General features: G+C 61.0%; 19 protein-coding genes. 7 read left to right on the top strand and 12 right to left on the bottom strand.

Annotation, left to right across the window (positions count from 1 at the left end):
• Positions 1-128 (bottom strand): DUF892 family protein (locus FJ949_RS27130; RefSeq protein WP_140500733.1); only part of this gene is annotated, 128 nt, incomplete at its 3' end.
• Between the two features lie 216 nt (positions 129-344).
• Between FJ949_RS27130 and FJ949_RS27125 the strand changes: the two genes are divergently transcribed.
• The 6 genes from FJ949_RS27125 to FJ949_RS27100 all read left to right on the top strand — a co-directional run bounded on the left by FJ949_RS27125 (position 345) and on the right by FJ949_RS27100 (position 8,039).
• Positions 345-2,786: an ATP-binding protein gene (locus tag FJ949_RS27125; RefSeq protein WP_140500732.1), complete on the top strand. Its 2,442-nt coding sequence runs from the start codon at positions 345-347 to the stop codon at positions 2,784-2,786.
• A gap of 5 nt (positions 2,787-2,791) precedes the next feature.
• Positions 2,792-3,169 carry a response regulator gene (locus tag FJ949_RS27120; RefSeq protein WP_140500731.1) on the top strand — a complete coding sequence of 126 codons (378 nt, stop codon included), beginning with the start codon at positions 2,792-2,794 and terminating at the stop codon, positions 3,167-3,169.
• 259 nt (positions 3,170-3,428) lie between these two features.
• A complete protein-coding gene (locus FJ949_RS27115; RefSeq protein WP_140500730.1) occupies positions 3,429-3,821 on the top strand; it encodes a response regulator in 393 nt (130 codons plus the stop codon).
• Complete coding sequence (locus tag FJ949_RS27110; RefSeq protein ID WP_140500729.1) at positions 3,821-5,575, top strand: YaiO family outer membrane beta-barrel protein; 1,755 nt, start codon at positions 3,821-3,823, stop codon at positions 5,573-5,575. The genes FJ949_RS27115 and FJ949_RS27110 overlap by 1 nt, the downstream gene beginning before the upstream one ends.
• A gap of 2 nt (positions 5,576-5,577) precedes the next feature.
• Positions 5,578-6,615 (top strand): HEAT repeat domain-containing protein, encoded by a 1,038-nt coding sequence (locus tag FJ949_RS27105; protein WP_140500728.1) that lies wholly within the window; start codon positions 5,578-5,580, stop codon positions 6,613-6,615.
• On the top strand, positions 6,612-8,039 hold the full coding sequence (locus FJ949_RS27100) for a glycosyltransferase family 2 protein (RefSeq protein WP_181165449.1): 1,428 nt from the start codon (positions 6,612-6,614) through the stop codon (positions 8,037-8,039). The genes FJ949_RS27105 and FJ949_RS27100 overlap by 4 nt, the downstream gene beginning before the upstream one ends.
• Positions 8,040-8,054: 15 nt before the next feature.
• On the opposite strand, the gene FJ949_RS27095 is transcribed toward FJ949_RS27100, so the two are convergent.
• From FJ949_RS27095 to FJ949_RS27060, 8 genes are all read right to left on the bottom strand, one after another.
• Positions 8,055-8,357 carry an Hpt domain-containing protein gene (locus tag FJ949_RS27095; protein ID WP_181165450.1) on the bottom strand — a complete coding sequence of 101 codons (303 nt, stop codon included), beginning with the start codon at positions 8,355-8,357 and terminating at the stop codon, positions 8,055-8,057.
• Positions 8,358-8,722: 365 nt separating this feature from the next.
• Positions 8,723-9,676: a PleD family two-component system response regulator gene (locus FJ949_RS27090; protein ID WP_281405526.1), complete on the bottom strand. Its 954-nt coding sequence runs from the start codon at positions 9,674-9,676 to the stop codon at positions 8,723-8,725.
• Positions 9,677-9,723: 47 nt separating this feature from the next.
• Positions 9,724-10,761, bottom strand: coding sequence for a chemotaxis response regulator protein-glutamate methylesterase (locus tag FJ949_RS27085; RefSeq protein WP_140500726.1), 1,038 nt, complete (start codon positions 10,759-10,761; stop codon positions 9,724-9,726).
• A 22-nt stretch (positions 10,762-10,783) separates the two neighbouring features.
• Positions 10,784-13,051 carry a hybrid sensor histidine kinase/response regulator gene (locus tag FJ949_RS27080; RefSeq protein WP_140500725.1) on the bottom strand — a complete coding sequence of 756 codons (2,268 nt, stop codon included), beginning with the start codon at positions 13,049-13,051 and terminating at the stop codon, positions 10,784-10,786.
• Positions 13,048-13,752, bottom strand: a complete 705-nt coding sequence (locus FJ949_RS27075; protein WP_140500724.1) for a chemotaxis protein CheW — start codon at positions 13,750-13,752, stop codon at positions 13,048-13,050. Before FJ949_RS27075 ends, FJ949_RS27080 begins: the two co-directional genes overlap by 4 nt.
• Positions 13,752-14,987, bottom strand: coding sequence for a protein-glutamate O-methyltransferase CheR (locus tag FJ949_RS27070; protein WP_140500723.1), 1,236 nt, complete (start codon positions 14,985-14,987; stop codon positions 13,752-13,754). The genes FJ949_RS27075 and FJ949_RS27070 overlap by 1 nt, the downstream gene beginning before the upstream one ends.
• Positions 14,987-15,451 carry a chemotaxis protein CheW gene (locus FJ949_RS27065; protein WP_140500722.1) on the bottom strand — a complete coding sequence of 155 codons (465 nt, stop codon included), beginning with the start codon at positions 15,449-15,451 and terminating at the stop codon, positions 14,987-14,989. The genes FJ949_RS27070 and FJ949_RS27065 overlap by 1 nt, the downstream gene beginning before the upstream one ends.
• Before the next feature lie 23 nt (positions 15,452-15,474).
• Positions 15,475-17,112 (bottom strand): methyl-accepting chemotaxis protein, encoded by a 1,638-nt coding sequence (locus FJ949_RS27060; protein WP_140500721.1) that lies wholly within the window; start codon positions 17,110-17,112, stop codon positions 15,475-15,477.
• A gap of 1,275 nt (positions 17,113-18,387) precedes the next feature.
• Between FJ949_RS27060 and FJ949_RS27050 the strand changes: the two genes are divergently transcribed.
• Positions 18,388-18,759 (top strand): hypothetical protein, encoded by a 372-nt coding sequence (locus tag FJ949_RS27050; RefSeq protein WP_224656134.1) that lies wholly within the window; start codon positions 18,388-18,390, stop codon positions 18,757-18,759.
• 266 nt (positions 18,760-19,025) lie between these two features.
• Here the strand turns inward: FJ949_RS27050 and FJ949_RS27045 are convergent, their stop codons facing one another.
• Genes FJ949_RS27045 through FJ949_RS27035 form a run of 3 tightly spaced genes read right to left on the bottom strand, consistent with a single transcriptional unit; the run spans position 19,026 to position 22,553 of the window.
• On the bottom strand, positions 19,026-19,964 hold the full coding sequence (locus FJ949_RS27045; RefSeq protein WP_140500720.1) for an ABC transporter permease: 939 nt from the start codon (positions 19,962-19,964) through the stop codon (positions 19,026-19,028).
• Positions 19,957-21,039: an ABC transporter permease gene (locus FJ949_RS27040; RefSeq protein ID WP_246680038.1), complete on the bottom strand. Its 1,083-nt coding sequence runs from the start codon at positions 21,037-21,039 to the stop codon at positions 19,957-19,959. The genes FJ949_RS27045 and FJ949_RS27040 overlap by 8 nt, the downstream gene beginning before the upstream one ends.
• Positions 21,036-22,553 (bottom strand): ABC transporter ATP-binding protein, encoded by a 1,518-nt coding sequence (locus FJ949_RS27035; protein WP_140500719.1) that lies wholly within the window; start codon positions 22,551-22,553, stop codon positions 21,036-21,038. The genes FJ949_RS27040 and FJ949_RS27035 overlap by 4 nt, the downstream gene beginning before the upstream one ends.
• Between the last annotated feature and the right edge of the window lie 23 nt (positions 22,554-22,576).

Genomic DNA, 22,576 nt, shown 5'->3' with positions numbered 1-22,576 from the left:
ATGCGGTCGCCGAGCTCCGGATAGCTCTCGAGGCGTGACAGTTGCCCGGAGAGCATCGTCTCCGCCTGCTCCTCCATGGCGTGAGCGTCCCTCAGCCATTGTATCAACCAGTCGCGCGATTGTGTCATGAAGGTCTCCCTTGGGTTGCCTGCCCAAACCGCGAGTGGAGAGGATGGTTCCGCCCGGGCTATGGCAGGCTCGGCCAGAGGGCTGTCGACGCGCGGATTAACCACCAACGCGACTTCGAGCAGCGAGCCTCAACTGGCAGAGGGCCGGAGTCTGTAGCTTCTTTAGACCTCGGATAGGTTTTGGCGGTATCTATCGGGAAAAGGAGCGGGAAAGTCATGACCGAGTTCTGGCAGTCACTCCTCGCCAATCTTGCCCTGGTCTCCATCCTCGTGGTCGCCTGGGATCTTGTGGCGGACTTCACCGGGCGTCTGTCGACGCGGATGCAGTCGCTGGTTCTTGGCGTGGTCATGTGCATGGGCGCGATCATTTCCATGGCGACGGGCTTGTCCGTCTCCGGCTTCGTCGTCGATCTCCGCGCCGCCTTCATTGCGGCTGCCGCGTTCTTCGGTGGATGGCCGGCGATGTTCATCGCTACTGCCGGCTCCATTGCCTATCGCATCTATCTCGGTGGACAGGGCGCGAGCGTCGGTGTCGTGGGGATCCTCATCACCGCTATAGTCGGTATTGCGTGGCACCACATCGTTACTGCCCGGTCTCGCACCATGTTCGACATATTCGGACTCGGCGTGTCGGTAGCTTTCGCCGGGCTGATCACGCTCCTGATCATCCCCTCGCAAGTCGTTGCCGACCTGGTGCAGCAGAGCACACTCCCATCACTCGTGTTCCGCTTCCTCAGCACCGTCCTCATAAGCGTTCTGCTGGACCGGCAGCAGCGGCGGCGCGATCTTGCGATGTCCAACATGATCTACCGGGCCATGGTCCGCGAACTCCCGGATTGCCTGAACATTAAGGATGTCGACGGCCGGTTCATCGCCGCCAATCCCGCCACTGCCGAAATGATGCGCGCCGCTTCGGTCGAACAGCTTATCGGCAAGACGGATTTCGATTTCTACTCTAAGGACGTGGCCGAGCGCTTCCGGCAGGATGAGATGGGCGCTCTGGAAGCCGGGCAGACGCTGCGCATCGACCAGCCGGCGGTTTTCCCGGACGGCAGACAAGGCTGGCTCTACACGCTGAAGGCACCGTTCCGCGACGAGACCGGCAAGATCAGCGGCGTCATCACCTACAATCGCGACATCACCGAGCAAAAGCGAAATGCCCAGCTGAAGAACGATTTCATCTCGACGGTCAGCCACGAATTGCGCACCCCACTGACCTCCATCCGCGGCTCACTTGGTTTGATCGCGGCCGGCGTCGCCGGCGAACTGCCGCCCAAGGCCGCCAATCTCGTCAACATCGCCCACACCAACAGTGAAAGGCTGGTTCTTCTCATCAACGACATCCTTGATATGGAGAAGATCGAATCTGGCGTGATCACCTTCAAGATCAGGCAGATGGCTGTCCGCCCGGTCCTGGAACAGGCGATTGCCGCCAGCACCAACTACATGGCCGACAGCCGAATCAGGATCGTCTTGGTCGACGATGCCCCGCGCGCCGAAGCCAACATAGATCCGGATCGCCTGCATCAGGTGATGGCCAACCTGCTGTCGAATGCGATCAAGTTCTCGCACACTGATGGCATCGTCACGGTGAAACTCCATCGTCGTGCCCCCGATATGCTGCGCATCTCGGTCGTGGACCAGGGCGCTGGCATCCCCGAGGCGTTCCGCAGTCGCATATTCGGGAAGTTCGAGCAGGCGGACGCCTCCAGCACTCGCAAGATAGGCGGTACTGGCCTGGGCTTGAGCATCGTCAAGGCCATCACTGAAAAGTTGGGCGGCGGCATCTCCTTCGAAACCGAGGAAGGCAAGGGAACCTCGTTTCACATTGACCTCCCCGAAGCGCACAGGCAGACCGAGAAGCCGGTTTCGGTCGAGCGCCGGGCGCGCAAGCGCGATGGCCGCCTGCGTGTCCTCATCTGCGAGGACGAGCCTGACATTGCTGTGGTGATCGCAGCACTTCTCGATGCAGAAGGCTTTGCCAGCGACGTCGCGCCCGATATCGACACCGCCAAAGCGCTGCTGAGCTCGCGCGACTACGTGGCGCTGACGCTCGACATCAAGCTGGCGGGGGAATCCGGAATCAAGCTCTTCCACGACATACGGGCATCACCGGTGAATTCCGACATTGCGGTCATCGTCATCTCCGCCGTCGCCGACGAGGCCAGGCGCTCGCTGAACGGCAGCGCCGTCGGCATCGTCGACTGGCTGGAGAAGCCGGTGGATTCGAAACGGCTTCACGCCGCTCTTGCCAAGATCGTCGGCCGTAGGGTCGAGCCGAAGCCACAAATCCTGCATGTCGAAGACGATGAGGGCGTGCTTGCGGTGATGTCAGAAGGGCTGGGTTCGGGCGTCTCGATCACCTCGGCGAAGACACTAAAGCAGGCCCAGGAGGCGATCGCCCGCTATCGCTTCGACCTAGTCATCCTGGATATCGCGCTTCCCGACGGATCGGGCCTCGACCTCCTGACCGATCTGCCGCTCGAGACTGCGGTCATCGTGTTCTCGGCGGCGGAACTCGACCAGAAGCTCGGCGATCGGGTGCAGGCGATCATGACCAAGACCAGAGCGTCGGAAATCGATGTGGCAAAGTTGGTACGGAACATGTTGGTTTCGTCCCGCAATGGCACTCGGCCTGCCGCGCACGCCAAGGAGTGATGCTAATGCCCGCAAGGATCCTCTATGTAGACGACGAGGACGATATCCGCGAAATCGCCCAGATGTCGCTGGAGCTCGAGCCGGAATTCGAGGTGCGATCCTGTTCTTCGGGCATGCAGGCGCTGGCCGATGCCGCCGAATGGCGGCCCGACCTCATCCTGCTCGATGTGATGATGCCGGACTTGGACGGACCGGAGACGCTGAGGCGCCTGGCCGAGTCCCGGCCGACGGCGTCGATACCCGTGGTGTTCATCACCGCGCGCACCCAGACGCATGAGGTCGAACGCTATCTGGCTATGGGGGCGGTGGGGGTGATCGCCAAACCTTTCGACCCGCTTGCGCTTGCCGGTGAAGTCAAAAGATTGCTTCTATCGCGCACCTGAGCCGACGTATGGCTTGGCCACCGAGCGCAGTTTGTCTGCACACTGTGCGATGCCGTTCAGGGCTCCTATACCATGTCGCCTTATTCATCTACTGATTGTGCCGAGGTGCAGGCGCAGCGAATCAGGTTGTCTATAATCGCGTGGCATCGGCGGACGTCGATGAGAGAGTCGAGACGAATATTTCTGTCTGCATGGACCGCATTGGCGGATGTCGGTTCATGGGATCACTCCGGGGGGCGACGGAACCGGAGCAAGGCTGGTGAACGGAGCGAAGGCAAGAGTTCTGATTTGCGATGACGATCCCTTGTTGATCGAGCTGATGGAATTCAGGCTCAGGGCAAAGGGATATGAGGTCATCAAAGCAGTAGACGGGGCGGAAGCGCTCTCGAAGGCAGAGCATGAGGCGCCGGACATCATCGTGCTCGACGCGATGATGCCCAAGGCCGACGGCCTGGAGGTCCTTGCCCGCATCAAGGGCGATCCGGCTTTGTCCGAAACCCCGGTCGTCATGCTGACCGCCCGCAAGGGCGAAAGGGACATCGTCTCGGCCCTCGAAAAAGGAGCCGACGACTACCTTGTGAAGCCATTCATCCCCGAGGAGCTTCTGGCGCGGTTGGCGCGTCTGCTCGCGCGAAAGAGCGGGAAACGCTGATGCGGCGCCGCCGGTGCGCAGCCCTTGGCGCATGTCTGATCCTGGCGATCGCTGCGCCCCAAGGCGCGGTGCTGGCGCAGACGGTGGATGAACTTTACGAGTTCGGCGTCAAGGCCAGGCAAGCGCAGCATTTTGACGAGGCGGTGGAGTTTTTACGGCGCGCCCTTGCGCTTAAACCCGATAACGCCGACGCCTTGGTGCAACTCGGTTTTGCCGAACTCGGCCGCGACAATCTGTCGGCAGCGCGCGACGCTTTTTCCAACGCCCTGTCCTTGGCCCCAACCTATCGGGACGCCAGCTTTGGCATGGCTGAGGTCGAGTTCCGCTCGGGCAATCTGGATGCCGCGCTTCCGCTAGCCGAAACGGCCCTGCGGGCCGAGCCCGGCAACGCTGACGCCGCCACGCTTATCGCGAATATCCAGAAGGCGAAGCAAGCCGCCGGCAGTGAGGTGAGACGGTCTCCCGCGGTTCCGGCGCCGACAAAGAAACCGACTAGCCGGCGGCCCGATCCCGTCGCCGGTCTGATGGAGCAGGGCAGACGCCTGCGAGCGGCGGGAAAGCTGCCCGAGGCGGAGAAAGTCTATCGCCGGGCACTGGGACTGGCGCCGAAGAACACCGACATCCTCGTCGCCCTTGGCCTGGTCGTCGGCTCCAGCCAAAGCTTCGACGAGGCGGGGCTTTTCTTCGACCGCGCGCTTGCGATCAAGCCGGGCCTTCTCGACGCGCGGCTCGGCAAGGTGCGCCTGGCGATCTGGCGGGGCGACGCGCCGAGCGCCCGCCGCTTGGTCGATGGCGTGCTGGCCTCAGTGCCAGGCAATGTCGAGGCGCTCGAGCTGGATGCGAGAGTGGCTTTGCTCGAGGCCGATTACACGCGGGCCGGGCAGTCGTTCCAGCGCGTGCTTGCGGCCGATCCGCGCAATGCCGAGGCGCTGGTCGGGCTCGGCGATGTGCGCCGCGCCGAGGGTAAAGAGGAGGACGCGCGGGATGCCTACAGCCAAGCGCTCGCCGTCGAGCCTGGCTCTTTCGATATCGAGCAAAGGCTGGCCGTGCCGCCGCCGCGCAAATGGCGGCTCGATCTCGGCAGCGAGGTGAGCGATCTCACGAGCGAGCTCGGCGACTGGACCGACAGTTCGGCAGGTCTTGCCTATCGGCTGTCGCCGCGCACCACGATTTCCGGTCGCACCCGGCTGGCTACACGCTTCGGCCGCACCGACGTCCAGATCGAAGGCCGTATCGACCAGGCCTTCTCGCCGGCGTTCTCTGCCTATGCTCTGGCGGCGGCGACGCCGGACGCTGATTTCCTCGCGCGCTATTCGATCGGCGCCGGGGCTTCGTGGCAGGTCATGGCGCCGGCAAAGGCGTTCGGCCCGCTTTCGCTCAACATCGACGCCCGCTACGACAATTTCGCCGACACAAATGTCACCAGCATCTCGCCATGGGTGCAGACCTCTATCCTAGACGGCCGCCTGGGGCTTTCCGCCCGCTGGGTTCATGCGCAGGATGATATCGGCACGGGCGCAGACGGTTATGTGCTTCGCGTCGACCTTGCTGCGACACCGCACTTCAACGTGTTCGGCGGTTATGCCGACGCTCCCGAAATCTCCGACGGCACGCTGGTGCCGACGCGCGCGGTCTTTGGTGGTGTTTCCTGGGACATCAGCGATCCGCTGACGTTGCGCGCCAGCATCGCGCATGAAGAACGACCGAGATTCGACCGGAATACATTCGGTCTCGGCCTGACCGCGCGGTTCTGACCATGTGGTACATCTGGGATCTCTCCATACTGCTCAGCGCTCTTTCGCTGGTGATCATGCTGTTCCTGATCGCGAGACGCGTCCTGCAGGAGCGCCGGAGCAAGGCTGCGGCCGATCAGCGGCGTCAGCTTCTGACTGCGCTGATCGCCTTCACCGAGAGCCGCGACCGCGAGGTGTTGAAAACGGCCATTCTTTCGGTGCCGGCTGGCGTGGCGATCAATACCGGCTTCGAGTTCATTTCGCTTTTGCGCGGCGAGGAGCACGACGATGTCCTTGCTGCTTTCAAGGAATGTGGCCTGCCGGCCCTTGTCGGCAGGCAACTGGAAAAGGGCAACGGCGCCGAACGCATCCATGCGGCCGAGATGCTGGCGGCGCTGCGCTCGGAAGGTGCGGTGGCAAGCCTGCTTTCCGCGCTGAACCACGACCGCTCGCGCGAGGTCAGGATCGCCGTCGCCATAGCGCTCTGCGATCTGAACAGCCTGCCGCCGCTCGGCATTGCGCTGCGCAAGATCGGCGTGGCCGGGCAGCGCTCGCGACGCCTGATCGAGCTGTTCAGGCGCTTTCCGCACGCGCGCCTGGAGGAACTGGCGGACCATGCTGCGCGCGCCGACGCCGTGCCCTTCATAAGGGCGGCCGCGATCGACGCATTGGCCCGCGCCGGCGGCTTCCGCTTCGCCGATCTCTTCGCCCGCTTGGCCGACGACGCCTCGCCCGAGGTTGCCGCGGCGGCACTGCGGGCGCTCGGCCTCACCGGAAATGCCGACGCGCCGGCGATCCTCTCGACCGCGATGACAAAAGGCGACTGGGAGGTGCGCAGCGCGGCCGCCGATGCCGCCGGCCGCCTCGGCCTCGCCGAACTTGGCCGGCCGCTATCCAAGCTGATGGGCGACGAGGTGTGGAACGTGCGCTATGCCGCCGCCAACGCGCTGCGCTCCTTCGGCCAGCCGGGAGAGCGGTTGCTGCGCCAGATTGCCGACAGTGAGGTCTCGCGCAGCCAGCGCACCGCCTCGCTCATTCTTGCCGAGGGACCAGCCGTATGATCGCCGACTGGAGCGACGAGATCGTTCTTGCCGCCACCATCTTGTCTTGGTTCATCATCGGGGCCGGGCTGGCGCAGACGACGATATACCTCCTGCAGCTCATCGTCGCCGGCTATGCATTGTCCAAGCGCCCACCGGTCGCGCGCTCGGCGCTGCTTTGGCACCGCTATGGCGATGTCGCGCCGCCGATCGCGCTATTGGTGCCCGCCTACAACGAGGCCTTGAACGTGGTCGAGAGCGTCCATTCCATGCTGGCGCTCGAATATCCCAATTTCGAGGTCATCGTCATCAACGACGGCTCGAAAGACGAGACCTTGCTGCGCCTCATCGAGGCGTTCAAGCTGGTAAAGTTCCATCGGCCCTATGAGGAGGCGCTCGCGCACAATCCGATCCGCGGCCTCTATTCGTCACCGATGACCGAGCGGCTGTTCGTCGTCGACAAGGAGAACGGCGGCAAGGCCGACGCCCAGAACGCCGGCATCAATGTCTGTCGCGCGCCGCTCTTTTGTGTCATCGACGGCGACTCTATCCTTGAGCCCGACGCGCTGATGCGTGCCGCCCAGCCATTCATCGACGACCCCGAGCGCACCATTGCCGTCGGCGGCACGATCCGCATCGCCAACGGCTCCAGGATCGAGGCAGGCAGGGTGCGCGAGGTCCGTCTGCCACGCCGTCTGTTGCCACTGCTCCAGGTGGTCGAATACCTGCGCGCCTTCCTGATGGCGCGGCTTGCCTGGAGCCGCATCAACACACTGATGCTGGTCTCCGGCGCTTTTGGCATGTTTCGCCGAGCCGAAGTGGTGGCGGTCGGCGGCTTCACCAAGGGTTCGATGGGCGAGGACCTCGACCTCGTCATCAAGCTGCACCGCTATATGCGGGATAAAAAGCGCAAATACCGCATCCAGTTCATTCCGGAGCCGGTGTGCTGGACCGAGGCGCCGGAATCGCTGAGCGTCCTTGCCCGGCAGCGCACGCGCTGGCAGCGCGGCTCGCTCGAATGCTTCTTCCGCTACCGCTCCATGCTCTTCAACCCGCGCTATGGCCGCGTCGGCTTTCTCGGCTTCGGCCACATCTTCATTGTCGACGTTCTGGGACCGGTGGCGGAGGTGCTGGGCTATATCCTCATCCCCGCCTTCTGGCTGCTCGGTGTCCTTTCGGCCGAATATCTTCTGGCCTTCACCTCGCTCATCTTCACCTATGGCGTCTGCGTGAGCGTATGCTCCCTCGTTCTCGAAGAGGCCGAGTTGCAGCGTTTTCCCCGCGCCAGGGACCTCGCGGTATTGACGGCGGTCGCCGTGATCGAGAATTTCGGCTACCGCCAGCTCAACAATTTCTGGCGCGTGAAGGGCTGGTGGCAATTTCTTCGGGCCGACCAGAGCTGGGGTGAGATGACCAGGACCGGCCTGGGCGGCGCGAAGAAGTGAGCCCCGTCTGCTGAGTCACTTCAGCGTCCGCTCGATCTCCGTGATAAGCGCATCGAGTGCGGCGTGCGAGGCCCCATCGTCCGCCTGCTCGATCAGCAATGTCTCCAACGCCGATGCCCGCGCGCTGATCTCCGCAAACCCGAATGTCCCCGCGGCCCCGGCGAGCGAGTGCGCGGTGGGAATCAGGGTGTCGTTGGAGCCCACTGACGGGCCTCTCTGACGCGCCGCCCTCAACTCCGCGAGTTGAGTGGCGCACCGAGCCAGGAAACGCTGTCGTAAGGGGGCGAAGGGATCATTCAGAATGGAAGGGGCCTCCATGGATGGCTTTAGAGGTATTCAAGCAGAAAACTCGGTGGAGTGGAACGAACTGCTTGCGGTCCACGCTCCTGTCAGAGCAGAACTGCGGCGCCCGCTTCAGCCAAATGCAATGGCGATGAGTTTTTGATGTCCAACCGCGGAATGAGCGAGCTGGTCGGCATAGACCTTCTTGAAGGCCGGCGAGCGGGGTGCATTCAACGTATTTTCAAATGTTTGGAGCCTGCTGCGGTATTCGGATAGGCCGACAGGTCGGCGGCCGCAGCACGTCCGCTATCATGCAATTGGTGAAAGTGTACCATCCTGCCGCCATGAGCTCACGACCGGCAATACGGCTTGCATGGCCCAACAGTTTGCCTAGCCACTCGTCAAGCGCGGGACATCTGAAGCGCAACACGATTTCGTCCTTCCGATTTGGCACGAAAAAGAGCCAGATCGGCGGCATTGACGAAATCCTTCGGCGTTTCGTTCTCGGTGGGCACCGCTGTTGCGACGCCAACGCTGATGGTCACGCGATCCGAGCCGTGGGGTATGTTCAGCTCCCGCACGCTCTGGACGAGCTGCTCTGCGATCGCACTGGATTGTTCCAGTAAAGTGTCGACCAGCACGATGACGAACTCTTCGCCTCCGTACCGCGCAGCGAGATCGGTGGAACGGCCGGAACCGCTCTGGATTACGCGGGCGATTTGCTTGAGCACCTCGTCGCCGGCCATATGGCCATAGGTATCATTGTATCGTTTGAAGTTGTCGGCATCGATCATCAACAGCGACAATGGGGATTGTGCGCGAAAAGCACGCTTCCATTCAGACGCCAGATATTCGTCAAAATAGCGCCTGTTGCCGAGGCCCGTCAGGCCATCGATCCGCGTCAGACGTTCAAGCTCGAGATTAGCACTGATCAGCTGTCGCTGGCTTTCCCTTAGCGCTCGGTATGCAGCTTCTCGCTGGACGTGATCCAGATAGGCCCGCGTGTGATATCGAACGCGTGCAATCAGCTCGATACGATCCGGAAGCTTTACGAGATAATCGTTCGCTCCCGCACCGAACGCTTCGCCCTTGGTGGCTGGGTCTTCCTTGCTCGACAGCACAATGACTGGGACCGCGCGTGTCGAAGCATGCTTCCGGTATTCTCGCACCAGATGCAGCCCATCGACCCCGGGCATGACGAGATCCTGCAGGATGACGGTTGGCTTTACCTCGTCGGCGACCGTCATCGCTCTCAATGGGTCGGTGCAGAAGTGTAACGAGATATCAGGCTCGCTGGCTAGAGCGCGCCTGACCGCCTCGCAAACCATGATCTGGTCATCGATGAGCAGAACCATGGATGAATAGTTATCTGCAAGTGGTGGGACCAGCTGTGGTTCTAGCGTCATCGGACGAACCCTTTCACCTGGAGCGCTGAAAGGGCTTCGATTATGCGTGAGCCGATCGCACTCAAAGGAAGAATATCAACAGCCGCGCCGACATCGGCGGCGGCCTTCGGCATGCCGTAGACGGCGCTGGTTGCTCTATCCTGCGCGATTGTGAGATGCCCCTTGTCGCGGAGCTGTCTCAACCCGTGCGCACCATCCCTGCCCATGCCTGTGAGCAGGACTCCAATCACCGAGCCAGGCCACCATTGCGCGGCACTTTCGAAGAACACATCTACGGACGGCCGATAAACGCTGTCCTCGGGGCTAGGCGTATAGCCAAGTTGCTGAGCTGACTTGAAAACCAGATGATCCGCGGAACTGGCAATGAGAACGGTGCCCGCTTGAGGACTATCGTTTTCCCGCGCTGGACGGATCGGGAGAGGCGTATGCTGGCCGAGCCAATCAGCAAGGCCTGGAACGAATTGGGCATCGAGATGCTGTACGAGCACGATGGCGGCGGCGAAATCAACGGGAAACGCGCTCAGGACTGCGGCAACGGCGGCCGGCCCGCCAGCAGAGGCACCGATTGCAATTAGCCGTCGAGCTGTCGGCTCAGCCGCACGGGACATCCTCCTTCTTGCCTTGCCCGGCGCATCGCCGATCAGCTTGCCGATCGTTGCTATCTTGTTGGTCAACAGCCGTGCGGATTGCGAGGACGCATCACCTTCGATGCCTACTGAGGGAATATCGACGGCGTCGAGCGCGCCATGCCCCATCGCTTCGTAGACGCCGGCGACGTTGGCTTCGATACTGGCTGTCACCAGCAAGATTGAACATGGGGTTTCCGCCATGATTCTGCGGGTCGCTTCCACCCCGTCCATCTCTGGCATCGCTAGATCCATGAGTATCAGATCCGGCAGATCACGTCTGCAGACCTCGACCGCCTCACGCCCATTGGTCGCAATCCATGCGACTTGGTGTTCGCCGGTCGACATGACCAGCCGGCGCAGAAGTTCAACCGCCATCGGCATGTCGTTGACTACGCCAATTCTCATTCGTTGGTCGCCAATTTCGATCTCATTCAGTCGCCTCGCCGATCATGTCCACGACGGCATGGATCAGCGCCTCGTCCTGAAAGGTACTCTTGGTCAGATAATAGTCGGCACCGGCGTCAAGCCCGCGCGAGCGATCTTCTTCCCGATCCTTGTATGAAACGATCATGATGGGTGTGTTCCTGAGATGGGCGTCCTTTCTGATCAGGCTCACCAGTTCGATACCATCCATGCGCGGCATGTCTATGTCAGTGACGACGAGATCAAAAGGACCAGATCGGACGGCATTCCACCCGTCCATACCGTCGACTGCCACTTCGACGTCATAACCGTGATTGCCCAGCATCTTGCGCTGGAGTTCGCGAACCGTGAGTGAATCGTCAATCACCAGCACGCGCTTGCGTCTGCTCGGTCCGGGACCGCCCGCGGCTCGCCGAAGGGCTCGAAATCCGCTGGACGACGCAAGCTTTTCCACCGATCGAACCAGATCATCGACGTCGAAGATCAGAACAGGCGAACCGTCCTCCATCAGGGCCGCTGCGCTGATGTCCTTGATCTTGGCAAACCGGGAATCGAGAGGTCTGATCACCAGTTCGCGTTCCCCGAGAAAACGGTCGACGATTAGGCCGTAGGCTTCCCCCCGACCCGTTTCCACCACGACGACCGAGAGTTCCTCTGGTTCGGACGCAGGCTCTCCTCGATCCAGCACCTCGCGCGCTGTCACCAACCCGATCTGTCGATCGTTCAAGCGAAAATGCGGGCGGCCCTGCAGGAGGTTGATCTCCATCCGCTGCAATTTCATTGTCTTGGAGATGGCAGCGAGTGGAAACGCATAGGGCTCCCCATCGACTTCGACGAGTAAGGTGCGCAGGACTGACAACGTCAGCGGCAGTTGCAGTTGAAACCGGGTTCCTCGACCAAATTCCGAGGAGACGCTCGTGATTCCGCGGACCTCCTTCGTCATCGCCTGCACTGCATCGAGACCCACGCCACGGCCGGAGACGTCGGACAGGCCAACTTTCATCGAAAAGCCGGGCAGAAAAAGGAATGCCAGCAATTCCGTTTCGCTGAGCGCGTCGGCGCTTTCCCTGGTTGCAAACTGCCGGGCGACGACAGTCTCGCGCAGCTTCGAGAGCTCGATCCCTCTGCCGTCGTCCACCACGGCTATTTGCAGCAGTCCGGCATTGTGCCTAGCTTCGAGCCTGATGAGTCCCTCTTCGGGTTTGCCGGTTGCGAGGCGCTCATCAGGCGATTCAAGCCCATGGTCTACCGCGTTGCGCAGAAGATGCCCCAAGGGGGCATCCAGCTGCTCGAGGATATCGCGGTCGATGCCGGTCGAGCCGCCTACGATCTCCAGTCGCACCCGCTTGCCAAGTGTACGACCGAGGTCGCGGACCGTTCTTGCGTAGTGTCTCACCCCGTCTTCAAAAGGTCGCATCCGGCTCGCCAACGTCTCCTCGTACAATCGGTTGGCAAGATCGGTGGCTTTCCGATCGACTGAATCCAACTCATCGAGACGCTCCGCCAAGAAGGCTTGGCTCAACCGAAGCTTTCGCTGCGTTTCAACCAGCGCTTCCACCACAGCCGCATCTTTTGCGACCGGCAGCAGCACTGCATCAAGATTGTCGAACGCACTTGCGATGTCTGATTGAAGGTGCTTCAGCCGCAGCAGCCCGTCAGCGAATGGCCTGAGCCGCCGAGCTTCCATCAGCGACTCGCCGGCCAAACCGAGCAATCGGTTCAGGCTTTCTGCCGTCACCCGAACCATTCTATCTGAGCCGATGCTCCCTCGGGCTTGAGCTTTCGGCTCGACAAGGGGGTTCGCTGACGAGGTTGCCGCCGGCTCCTTTCGGCTATGCTCTGGCGTTGCGAAATCAGCTGCCGAATCTTGGGGTGCGGGCTCGGGGAGGGACAGTTCCTCGAACTTCGCCAGAAAGCTTTCGACTTCCGGGTTGACGCTCTCGTTCGATGATCCCGATGCGATCAATTTCAGAAGGTCAGAGCCTTGCAGAAGCGCATCTATATGCTCCTTGCGTACCCTCAGATGCCCACGTTGCGCGGCGACCAAGCAATCTTCCATTGCATTTGCAACTTTGACGGCGGGCGTCAGATCGATGATGCGGGCTGCTCCTTTCAGCGAATGCGCGGCCCGCATGCATTCTTCCAGTGCGTCGGTGGCGACAGGATCGCGTTCGAGCGCAAGAAGGCCGGAGGTCAAAGCCTGTGATTGCGTCTCCAGTTCGGCCTGGAAAAGGCTCAACATCGAAACCTGGCTGAAGTCCTCATCTGTCATGCCATGCTCCGATCCATCATCGTGAGCAGTTGTCCCGGGTCGAGACAGCCAACAGCCCGTTCCCGCCAGGGCAAAACGGCAACAGTAGCCGCCGACAGCGTCTTGCCGATCGTAGCTGGCACGGCGAGAGTGTCGCGTGCCCGGTAGCGATGTAAGCCGTGGACCTCATCAACCGTGAAAGCAACCCGCTTGTCCCGCTCGCCCACCACGACGAGGCGGCGAAATATCTTGGCTCGTCTGCCTTGTTCCTCCTCCTTGGCTTCGTCGATCCCGAGCAATTCAGCGAGCGACAGGCAAATCAGCAATTCGCCCCGGACATTGGCGATGCCGAGCACTGCACTATTCCTGCGGTGTGGAAGGGAATGAACGGGACGGGATTCAGCCACTTCATGAAAAATGCCAGCTGGAAGCGCCAGCCATTCGTTCCCCAACCGGAAGAGAACGGCCGTCTGCAGCGCTTCATCGTCCGTTGAAACGACCGCTGCACGACCAGCGTCATCAGGCCATTCGCCGCGATATGCCGAGGGCGCCGCACGATCAAGGAGGCGCCGTGCAATCTTCCTATAGGTCGGGCAATTCCGGCAGTGGAGATGCTGCTCCAGTTGGGGACAGGACTTGTCACCCCGAACGCCTATCCGCCGCCAGCAGTCGTCGATTTCAATCTGCTCCACTGGCAGAGCGATCCTTGTCGAAGCCGGCATCAGGTGCCGCTCCTTTTCTGGACCCGGACCAGCCTTCCGGCCAGCGCCTCGGCGCCGCTGTGGTCGCCTTGCTTGCGAAGCAGCAAAGCCAGGTGGACCAGAGCCTCTCGATGATTTGGCGCGAGATAGAGTGCCTTGCGATAGCTTTGCGCGGCCTTGGATGCAGCGCCATCCGCATCCTGAACGAGGCCCAGCAGATAGAAGATTTGCGCGGAAGGACCGAATTTCTCGAGATGGGCGAGGGCGACCTCCTGTGCCTCCTTTACCCGACCCGCATTGGCGATCCGTTCAACCGCGACTAGGCTTTCCGAGACCTGATCAACGGGCTTGGCCAGGGCCGGCGCACTGTTTTCCTTGCCGACGGTCAGTCGTGGCGGAAGAACGGGCTTGCTCTTGTTGAGCTTCGGGGTTGATGTCCGCACCGGGATAGCAGTTGTCGGCGCCGCGGCCTTGATGGGCTCCGATTCCAGGAAGGCAAAGGCCAAGGGCCATTCAGCGGAAATAAAGCCATGCAGCCTTGGAAGTGCTGCTTCCGCGGGACCGACCAGAAGAAGTCCGTCCGTGGCCAAGAGATCTTTCAGGCGGGTCAATGCGCGATCCTGCAGTTCGCGATTGAAATAGATCAGCAAATTCCGACAGAGTAGGATGTCATAGACCTCTTGCCCAAAAATTGCGCGAGTACCGAATAGGTTGCCGACCCTGAAGCGAACCTGTTTCAGCACCGCAGCACTGGGCCGCAACCCACCCTCGACCGCTTCGAAATAGCGGTCCCTGAATTCGAGATAGCTGCCGCGAAAGGAATTGCGCCCGTAGACGGCACGTTCAGCCAACGCGATATTGCGGGTACTGACGTCCACCGCATCGATGTTGAACTCGTGCGCTTCAAAGCCGGCATCGAACATGGCCATTGCGACCGAATAGGCCTCTTCACCGGTTGAACATGGCAGGCTCAAGACTTTTGTCGGCTGAGCACGCTTGTGCACGCGCGCATGCCGCGCCAACATCGTGAACGCTTCTCGGTCGCGAAAGAACCAAGTCTCCGGGATCACCACCGCATTGATCAGCTCCTGCAGCTCCTGCGGGGAACCGGTCAAGTGTTCCCTATAGGCCTGAGGATTGGCAATCCGGCACGCTGCCATCCGGTCTCTGACCGCCTGACGGACCACTGTCGGGCCAACGCTGGCACTGTCCAGTCCAATGGTTTCCATCAGGAGCTTTTCTATTGCGCCGGTCATTAAACACTCATCGCGGCCTGGCGGAGCAATGCGGTACGAATCTCTTCCGAAAGCAGCGCTTCCGCTTTGACCCACTGAATGATCTCCGTGCCATCCGAAGCCACCGGACCAAGATAAGACGGCGTTTCTGGCTCGAGGCCGAACGGCGCGAAGTCGGCAGGGTCTCGCTCGACCGTATCCGTCACCCGTTCCGCGACCAACCCAAGCAGGCGTTGCTCGCCATCTCGCGCCGGGTAGCGCGTAACAACGATCCGGGTGCTCAATAGGCGCTCCGATGGCCGGCCAAGCGCAAGAAGAGTAACATCGATGAGAGGGATGGGTATTCCGTTATAACTGACCAGACCGACCACACCGGTTGGCGCACCCGGCAGAACTTTCACATCGATATAGGGCAGCACCTCTTCAATTTGGTGGACATCGATCAAGTAGCGATCCGAACCCATACTGAAGGCGAGGAATAGCATTATCACCTCCTACTGCCGGCCCGCTATGCTCTCAGCTTGAACCTTGAAATGCTGCTTCGCATGCTACCTGAGACTTGATTGAGCTCGTCGATCGCGAGCGTCGATTGCTGAAGGGACTCGACTGTTTGCTGAGCTGCCTCGCTTAGCTGGGTTAGCGTGTCGCTTATCTGTCCCGCGCCGATCGCCTGTGCTTGCATGCCTTCATTGGCGACTTCGAAACGTGGCACCAACCCCTGGACCTGCTGGATGATGTCGAAGAGTTGCCCGCCGACCTGCTGGATTTCGTGCATGCCCCGGCGGACCTGCTCGGAAAACTTGTCCATGCCCATCACACCGGCAGCAACTGCCGACTGGATGTCTTTGACCATCTGCTCGATATCGTAAGTGGAGACGGCCGTCTGGTCCGCAAGCCTTCGGATCTCTGTCGCCACCACTGCAAAGCCCCGGCCATATTGGCCGGCCTTCTCAGCCTCGATGGAAGCGTTGAGCGACAACAGGTTCGTCTGATCGGCCACTTTGGTGATGGTCGTCACCACCTGATTGATGCTGCCAGCTTTCTCGCTGAGGATTGCGAGTTTGGAATTGATCGCACCCGCCGCGTCCATGACCTGCTGCATGGTTCCTTCCATACGGGTCAGCCCCTCTTGCCCTCCGCCCGCGACGGCAGCCGTTTGCTCGGCAACTGTCGAGACCTCGTTCATCGTGCGAACCAGCTCGTTTGAAGTGGCGGAAATTTCCTTGGCTGTCGCGCGGATCTCAGTCGTGGTCGCGGCGATTTCAGTCGCTGTTGCCTGCTGCTGCTTGGAGGTTGCAGCAATCTCAGTTATCGACGTGCCGACCTGTATGCTGGACCTTTGTACCTGACCAATGAGAGTTGTGAGATCGTCTGCCATTGCGTTGAAGCCGTCGGCAAGCACGCTGAATTCGTCCCGGCGCCTCAGATCGAGGCGTTCGCTGAAGTCGCCTTGCCGTATCATTTGAACCGCGTCGACCAAACGTGTGAGCGGAGCTGTGACAGCGCGAAACAGCTGGTAACCCAAAAGAAGGGCTAGTCCGAGGGCTATCAACAAGCCCACGCTCAAACCGACTTCCGCCGTGCTAACGATTGAGCTGATTCGCTGCGTCGCGCTGTTTGCCTCGCCTCTGTGATCCTCGAGCATGGCTTGCAGAGCGGACTGCAATTTCACAAAGATCGGCTCTACCGTGTTCTTGATGACCGGACTTTCATTGGGAGTTTCACCTTTCGACAAGGCAGCTCGGCTCGTGTCCAGCACAGCAGTTTCCGCCAGCCGAAATTGGTTGGCGAGTTCTTTGACGACTGCGTAATTCTGCTTGTCGATGTCGGAGACGATCGTTGCTTCATACTCGTCCATCAACCGCCGCACTTGGTCGCGATTGGTCGCGATCGTGCTTTCAAGCGTGCTTTTATCCGACGGGTTGTCCTGGAGGGCATATTCCTGAAGCAGGCTATGTGCCTTCATCTGCCCCATCATGATCTCGGTGCTGTGATAGAGGTCTGGAAGGATGCCCTTCTCGACCTCAGTTGCCTCCCGCTCCGCCTGAAGAAACCAGGCGTACGCGATAACGGCGATCACGGACATAACCACCAGAACGGCAGCGAAACTGACGAGGATGCGGTGGCGTATTGTCAGACTCGTCATGGAACCGGTTCACCTATGGGGGCATCGAGGCCTGCGCGAAAAGCGCTCGTTCCGACGTTTCGAAAAGGTGCGTCGAAAAGCAGCAGTCTTAAGCAGAATGGTTTCTTTTCCGTTCCATCGCTAATGATGGCAAAGCGGCTCGCCAGTCGGCGCCCCCAATAAGCGTGGTCAAAGGCATGTCTCGCCGTCGACATAGATAAATCCGACATCGGCTGGGGCGGCACGCACCGTCAAGTGGAGCGTGCATGAGCTGCTTGAGGCCAGGAGTTGAATGACTGCTTAGTCCGCTTGATGCCGAAAGCCGACCTCTCGCTTGCGTCCACTAATTTCACCTTGAATCCAACGCAAAGTAAAAAAGGGCCGAGCTGAGACACATATGGTGTGCGCGCCGAGCGGACTTTGCGCTGCCGCCCGAGAACCATCTTGGAACGAAGCCAAACGTTCTCTAATTGCAGATGCTGGTGACTTGGAAGGACGCGCACAACGGAAATCCAAGGAATTTTCGACGCACTCGCAACATCCAAGCATGAGCGGTGGAGAGAAGTTCTATACTCACCTGTTCGACCCGGGGCCTGATGACCGTCCCATGCCGGGGTTGATCCATATGGCGTGGCGTCGCAGGCGCGAACCTTCAAATTTTCCGTGATAAAGAGAATGCTGGATTCAGTAGGCTGACAATTGTAGTGCCGAGAATAGATGAGGCCCGCAATCGCTTGAAGAAATTGGAGTGAAGCTGGCCGCTGAACCGGAGGCTGACTGCGGAAGGATCGCTACGAGTTCATCTGCAAGGCGTGGGCGTCACAGCCGGAACGCTTCAGACTCAATCCGCTCCAGCAAATGCCGGGACCAAACATTTAGGCGATCAACCGGGGTGGGCAAGATGTGCCGCGTGCGCAGATATCAGGGCCCTGAATCTGCCGCTCAACAGGCACCTCGCCGCTGGCCAATCGCTCGCCGCTGGAAAACGCGGCCGCGCTGGCTGAGGAAAAACATCTTCGGCTGGGCCGGCGACTCTATGCCATGAAGCCTCCGGCAGGCTTGGACCGCGCGAAAAAAGGCGGCGTCGCCCGGCTGGGTCTGTCACACTACACCACGACGGACGAGGTCGACCAAGCCATAGAGGCCGTTGCCCGGCTCGCGGTCCGACGGGGGGCATTAAGTAGGCAAAAAGGGGACCAGCTGTGGCTGCTGTGGATAATGGTCCTGGTGTCTTGCTGATTGGGCCAGCTAGCGCGCACTCTCACAGCTATGGTGGCAGAGCATGTCGAATTGGCCTTGTTTGAGCAGTCACTCGGCAACATCGAAGGCCTCAATCGACCGTTCTGTGATCGTGTGGCGGACGCTGCGGAAAAAACCGAAGGGTCGGTTCTGTTCGATGTCCGCGTTGACGGCGATACCTGGGTTCAGCGGATAGCTGCGATTGGATATGGCGTGATAGGTACAGCTATAATCGTGATGGGGAAGAACGGACAACTTAGATGCGCATCGGTAGACGGGGATACCGCTCTTTTGGTGTCAGAACTGGCTGCCTGGAATGCGTCTCCGCTTGGTGAGCAAGCGAAGATTGATCAACGCGGAGCAGCCAACATCCTGCTGGCGACGCTCCGTAGTTCAGGTCACTTCGGCAGTGGTGGCTGGCGTTCCTGAGCGAGGCTTATGCAGCCTTCTGGCTAACCACCAGCGGGATAGTCGAGTTCCAACGATCCAGATTTCCAGGGCGGCAAATTGCTTGCCCTGTGACGTCCCGTGACTGACGGTCAGGTCTCCCTACCTGGGCGGGTTGGGCTACAATACCGGCTTCGCCAAAGCGGTCGATCTTGCTGGAAGCTTGCTGCCGCGGTCACGGGTTGAGCCATGCCGCATGGCAGCTACGTACAGGCAGCCTTACAGCAGCAGAATGAAAACCGACCACCCTATTCCCGCCTGTACGGCACGCCCAGCATAGCCGGTGCGCTGGTCCGCGAGCGACGGATCATCAACGCAACGATCGCCGCAACATAAGGCATCATCAACATATATTGGTAGGGAATTGCGATACCGACGCCCTGGATTTGCAATTGCAGCGCGTCGAGGAAGGAGAACACCAGAGCCGCCACGAAAATCGGGTAGGGGCGCCATAGGCCGGCGATGACGATGATGATGGCCAGCCAGCCGCGCCCGTTGGTCATGTCCGGCACGAAACGCGCCGCCTGGCCGACGGAGAGAAACGCGCCGGCAACGCCCGCCATCAGGCCGCCGAAGAGCACGGCGGCATATTGCACCGGCGCGACCTTTACCCCCTTAACATCGAGGGCCTTGGGATTGTCGCCGGCGCAGCGCACGATCAGTCCATAACGCGTCCGGAACAGGAAGAGCCATACCGCCGGCACCATCAGAAAGGCTATGTAGGTCAGCACCCGCTGGTCAAACAGGATGGGGCCCAGCACGGGAACATCGCTCAGCCCTGGCACCGGCACATCGGCGAAGAAAGGGATGGTCGGCGTCTTGCCGTCGCCAGCGAAAGCGGAACGCAACCAGTATGTGGAAAGGCCGGCGCCGAGCAGGTTGACGGCAAGACCGGTGACGATCTGCTCTACTTTCAGCGTGATCACCAGCACGGCAAAGACGAGAGCCATCAGCGCGCCGGTAAATCCGGCAGCGAGGACGCCCAGCCATAACGACCCGCTTTCATAGGCGGCGAGATAGCCGGTGAAGGCTCCCATCAGCATCATGCCCTCAAGACCCATATTGTAGACGCCGCTGCGCTCGGCGATAAGTTCGCCAAGTGCGGCGAGCAGGAGCGGGGTGCTGATGCGGATGGTGGCCGCCGCCACACTGACCAGGATTGAGGTTTGAAAGAGTGCGTCAAGCACGGCCGACCCTCCGCAGGCGGAAATTGCACGCTGCCCAGCCAGCTAGGAAGAACAAAAGCAGGATCGCCTGGATGGCGTATATCAGCGCCGAGGGCACGCCGGTCTTGATCTGCATGAGCGTAGCGCCGTTGAGCAACGCTCCGAACAGCACCGAGGCAACGACGACGCCAAGCGGATGCAATTGGCCGAGGATGGCCACGATGATGCCGCTGTAGCCGTAACCTGCTATTACGCCTGCCTTCAGGCGGTAATGGACGCCGTAGACTTCCGTGATCCCCGCGAGCCCCGCAAGCGCGCCGGAAACCAGAAGCACAACTATGACCAGCCTTCGAGTATTGGTGCCCTGTACATCGAGCGCGCGCATGTTGGACCCGGCAGCCTTGATGTCATAGCCCAGCGGTGTGCGCGTCAACAGCATGTGAACCAAGCCAGCCGCCACAATCGCCAGCAGGAAGCCGGAATGCAGGCGTGAACCGGAAAACAGCAACGGAAGCACCGAGCCCGGATCGACCTTCGGCGTCTGTTCGAAGAAGGCGCCCGCCTCGCTCCATGGGCCGCGCAGCAGCAGCAGCGAAAGGACATAGACGATGATGTAGTTGAGCATGACGGTCGAGATCACCTCATCGACCGAGAAGCGGGTCTTCAGCACGCCCGCAAGGCCGGCATAGAGTGCGCCGCCGACAATGCCACCGACTATAACCACAGGAATTTGGATGAAAGGCGAAAAGCCGGTGAGATTGTGCTGCGCCCAATAAGCGAACATGGCGCCGGCAAAAACCTGGCCTTCGGCGCCAATGTTCCAGATACGCGCGCGGAAGGCGACACAGGCAGCAAGACCGGTGAAGATCAGGGGCGTTGCCTTGACCAGCGTTTCGCCGGCGGCGCGCAACGAGCCAAAGCTGCCTTTCAGGAGAGCCGTGAAGGCGGCACCCGGGCTGGCGCCCGCGGCGGCGAAAAGCAGACTGCAAACCAAAACCGCCGCGATCGCCGCCAAAGCAAGTGCAACGATGCGCGCGGTCGGCCGCGGTTCCAGCCGGCGCTCGAGGCGCCACTCCACGAGGTTGAAACCGGTCACGCCGCAGCCTCGCTCCCATGGCCGGCCATCAGGCTGCCGATTTCGTCATAGGTGGTTTTTTCCGTATCGAGCACCGCAAGGACGCGGCCGCGAAACATCACACATATACGACTGCTGAGAGCGAAAAGATCCTCCAGTTCCTCGCTCGCAAGCAGGATGGCGCAGCCTTCGTCGCGCTTGTGCAGGAGTTGTCGGTAGACGAATTCGATGGCGCCGACATCGAGGCCGCGCGTCGGCTGGTTGCACAGCAGAAGCCGCTTCGCTTTGGCGAACTCGCGGGCGAGGATGACCTTCTGCGCGTTGCCGCCAGACAATTTGCGAGAGGGTGACGACGGCCCGGTTGCGGCAATCGAATAGGCAGCGATGACCATGCGTGCATTTGCGTCGAGCGCCGCGGTGTCGATAAATGGCCCATTGCGCCAGCGCGTTTGCCATTGTTGGCCGAGTACAAGATTCTCGCCGATATCGAGATCGGCAACGAGCCCGTCGCGGAAGCGGTCGCTGGGCACGTAGCCAATGCCTTTCGCAGCAATCGTCGCCGGTGAGTACGCCTGCAGAGTTTCGCCATCGAGCAAGACCGTGCCGCCGTCGGGCGCGGCGAGGCCTGCGAGGCACTCGAACAGCTCGTCTTGGCCATTCCCGGAAACGCCGGCGATGCCGACGATCTCGCCGGCTGCGATGTCGAGCGATGCGTTGTCCAGCACGGGCCTTCCATCGCGCAGGTGCGTGAGCCCACGCACCGAAAGCACCGTCTCGCCGGTCGCTTTCGCATCTGCGGCGCGCGCCGGCGCCGCAACGGAGCGGCCGACCATCATGGTGGTGAGTTGGTCGCGGCTGACGTTCGAGGTTATGACCGTTCCGACCAGTCTGCCCTTGCGCAGCACGCTGACCCGGTCGGATTGCATCACTTCCGACATCTTATGGCTGATCAGCACGACCGACAGATCTTCACTGGTGAGCCGCCGCACGATCGCAAACAGGCGGCGCGATTCCTCGGGCGTCAGCACCGCCGTCGGTTCGTCGAGGATAAGCAGTCTGGCGCCAGTGTAGAGCGCCTTGACGATCTCGACCCATTGCTGTTCGCCGACGGAAAGGTCGCCGACGTGCCGGTGTGGGTTGAGCGAGATGCCGTAGGTGGAGCAGATCGTCTCGATCCTGGAGAGAGCCTCAGCCCGGCCCAGCCGCCAGCCGGAGCCCGTTCCTACCGCCACATTCTCCAGCACAGTGAAGTTGGGCACCAAGACGAAATGCTGGTGCACCATACCGATGCCGGCGCGGATGGCTTCGCCCGGCGAGCCTAGCTGGACGGTCTTGCCGTCCACCCGAATTTCGCCGGCGTCTGGCTGGTAGAGCCCGTAGAGGCAGGACGACAGTGTCGACTTGCCTGCGCCATTCTCCCCCAACAAGCAATGCAATTCTCCGGGCATGACGTCGAGCGAGACGTCGTCATTGGCAGCAAGCGCAGCGAAACGCTTCGTCAGGTGCCGAACCGACAGGCGCGGTATCTTGCTCATCTCGGATCGGCCCGGCACCACCT

It is taken from the genome of Mesorhizobium sp. B2-4-1, from assembly GCF_006442185.1.
Taxonomy (GTDB): Bacteria; Pseudomonadota; Alphaproteobacteria; order Rhizobiales; family Rhizobiaceae; genus Mesorhizobium.
This window is presented reverse-complemented; position numbering and strand designations above follow the sequence as displayed.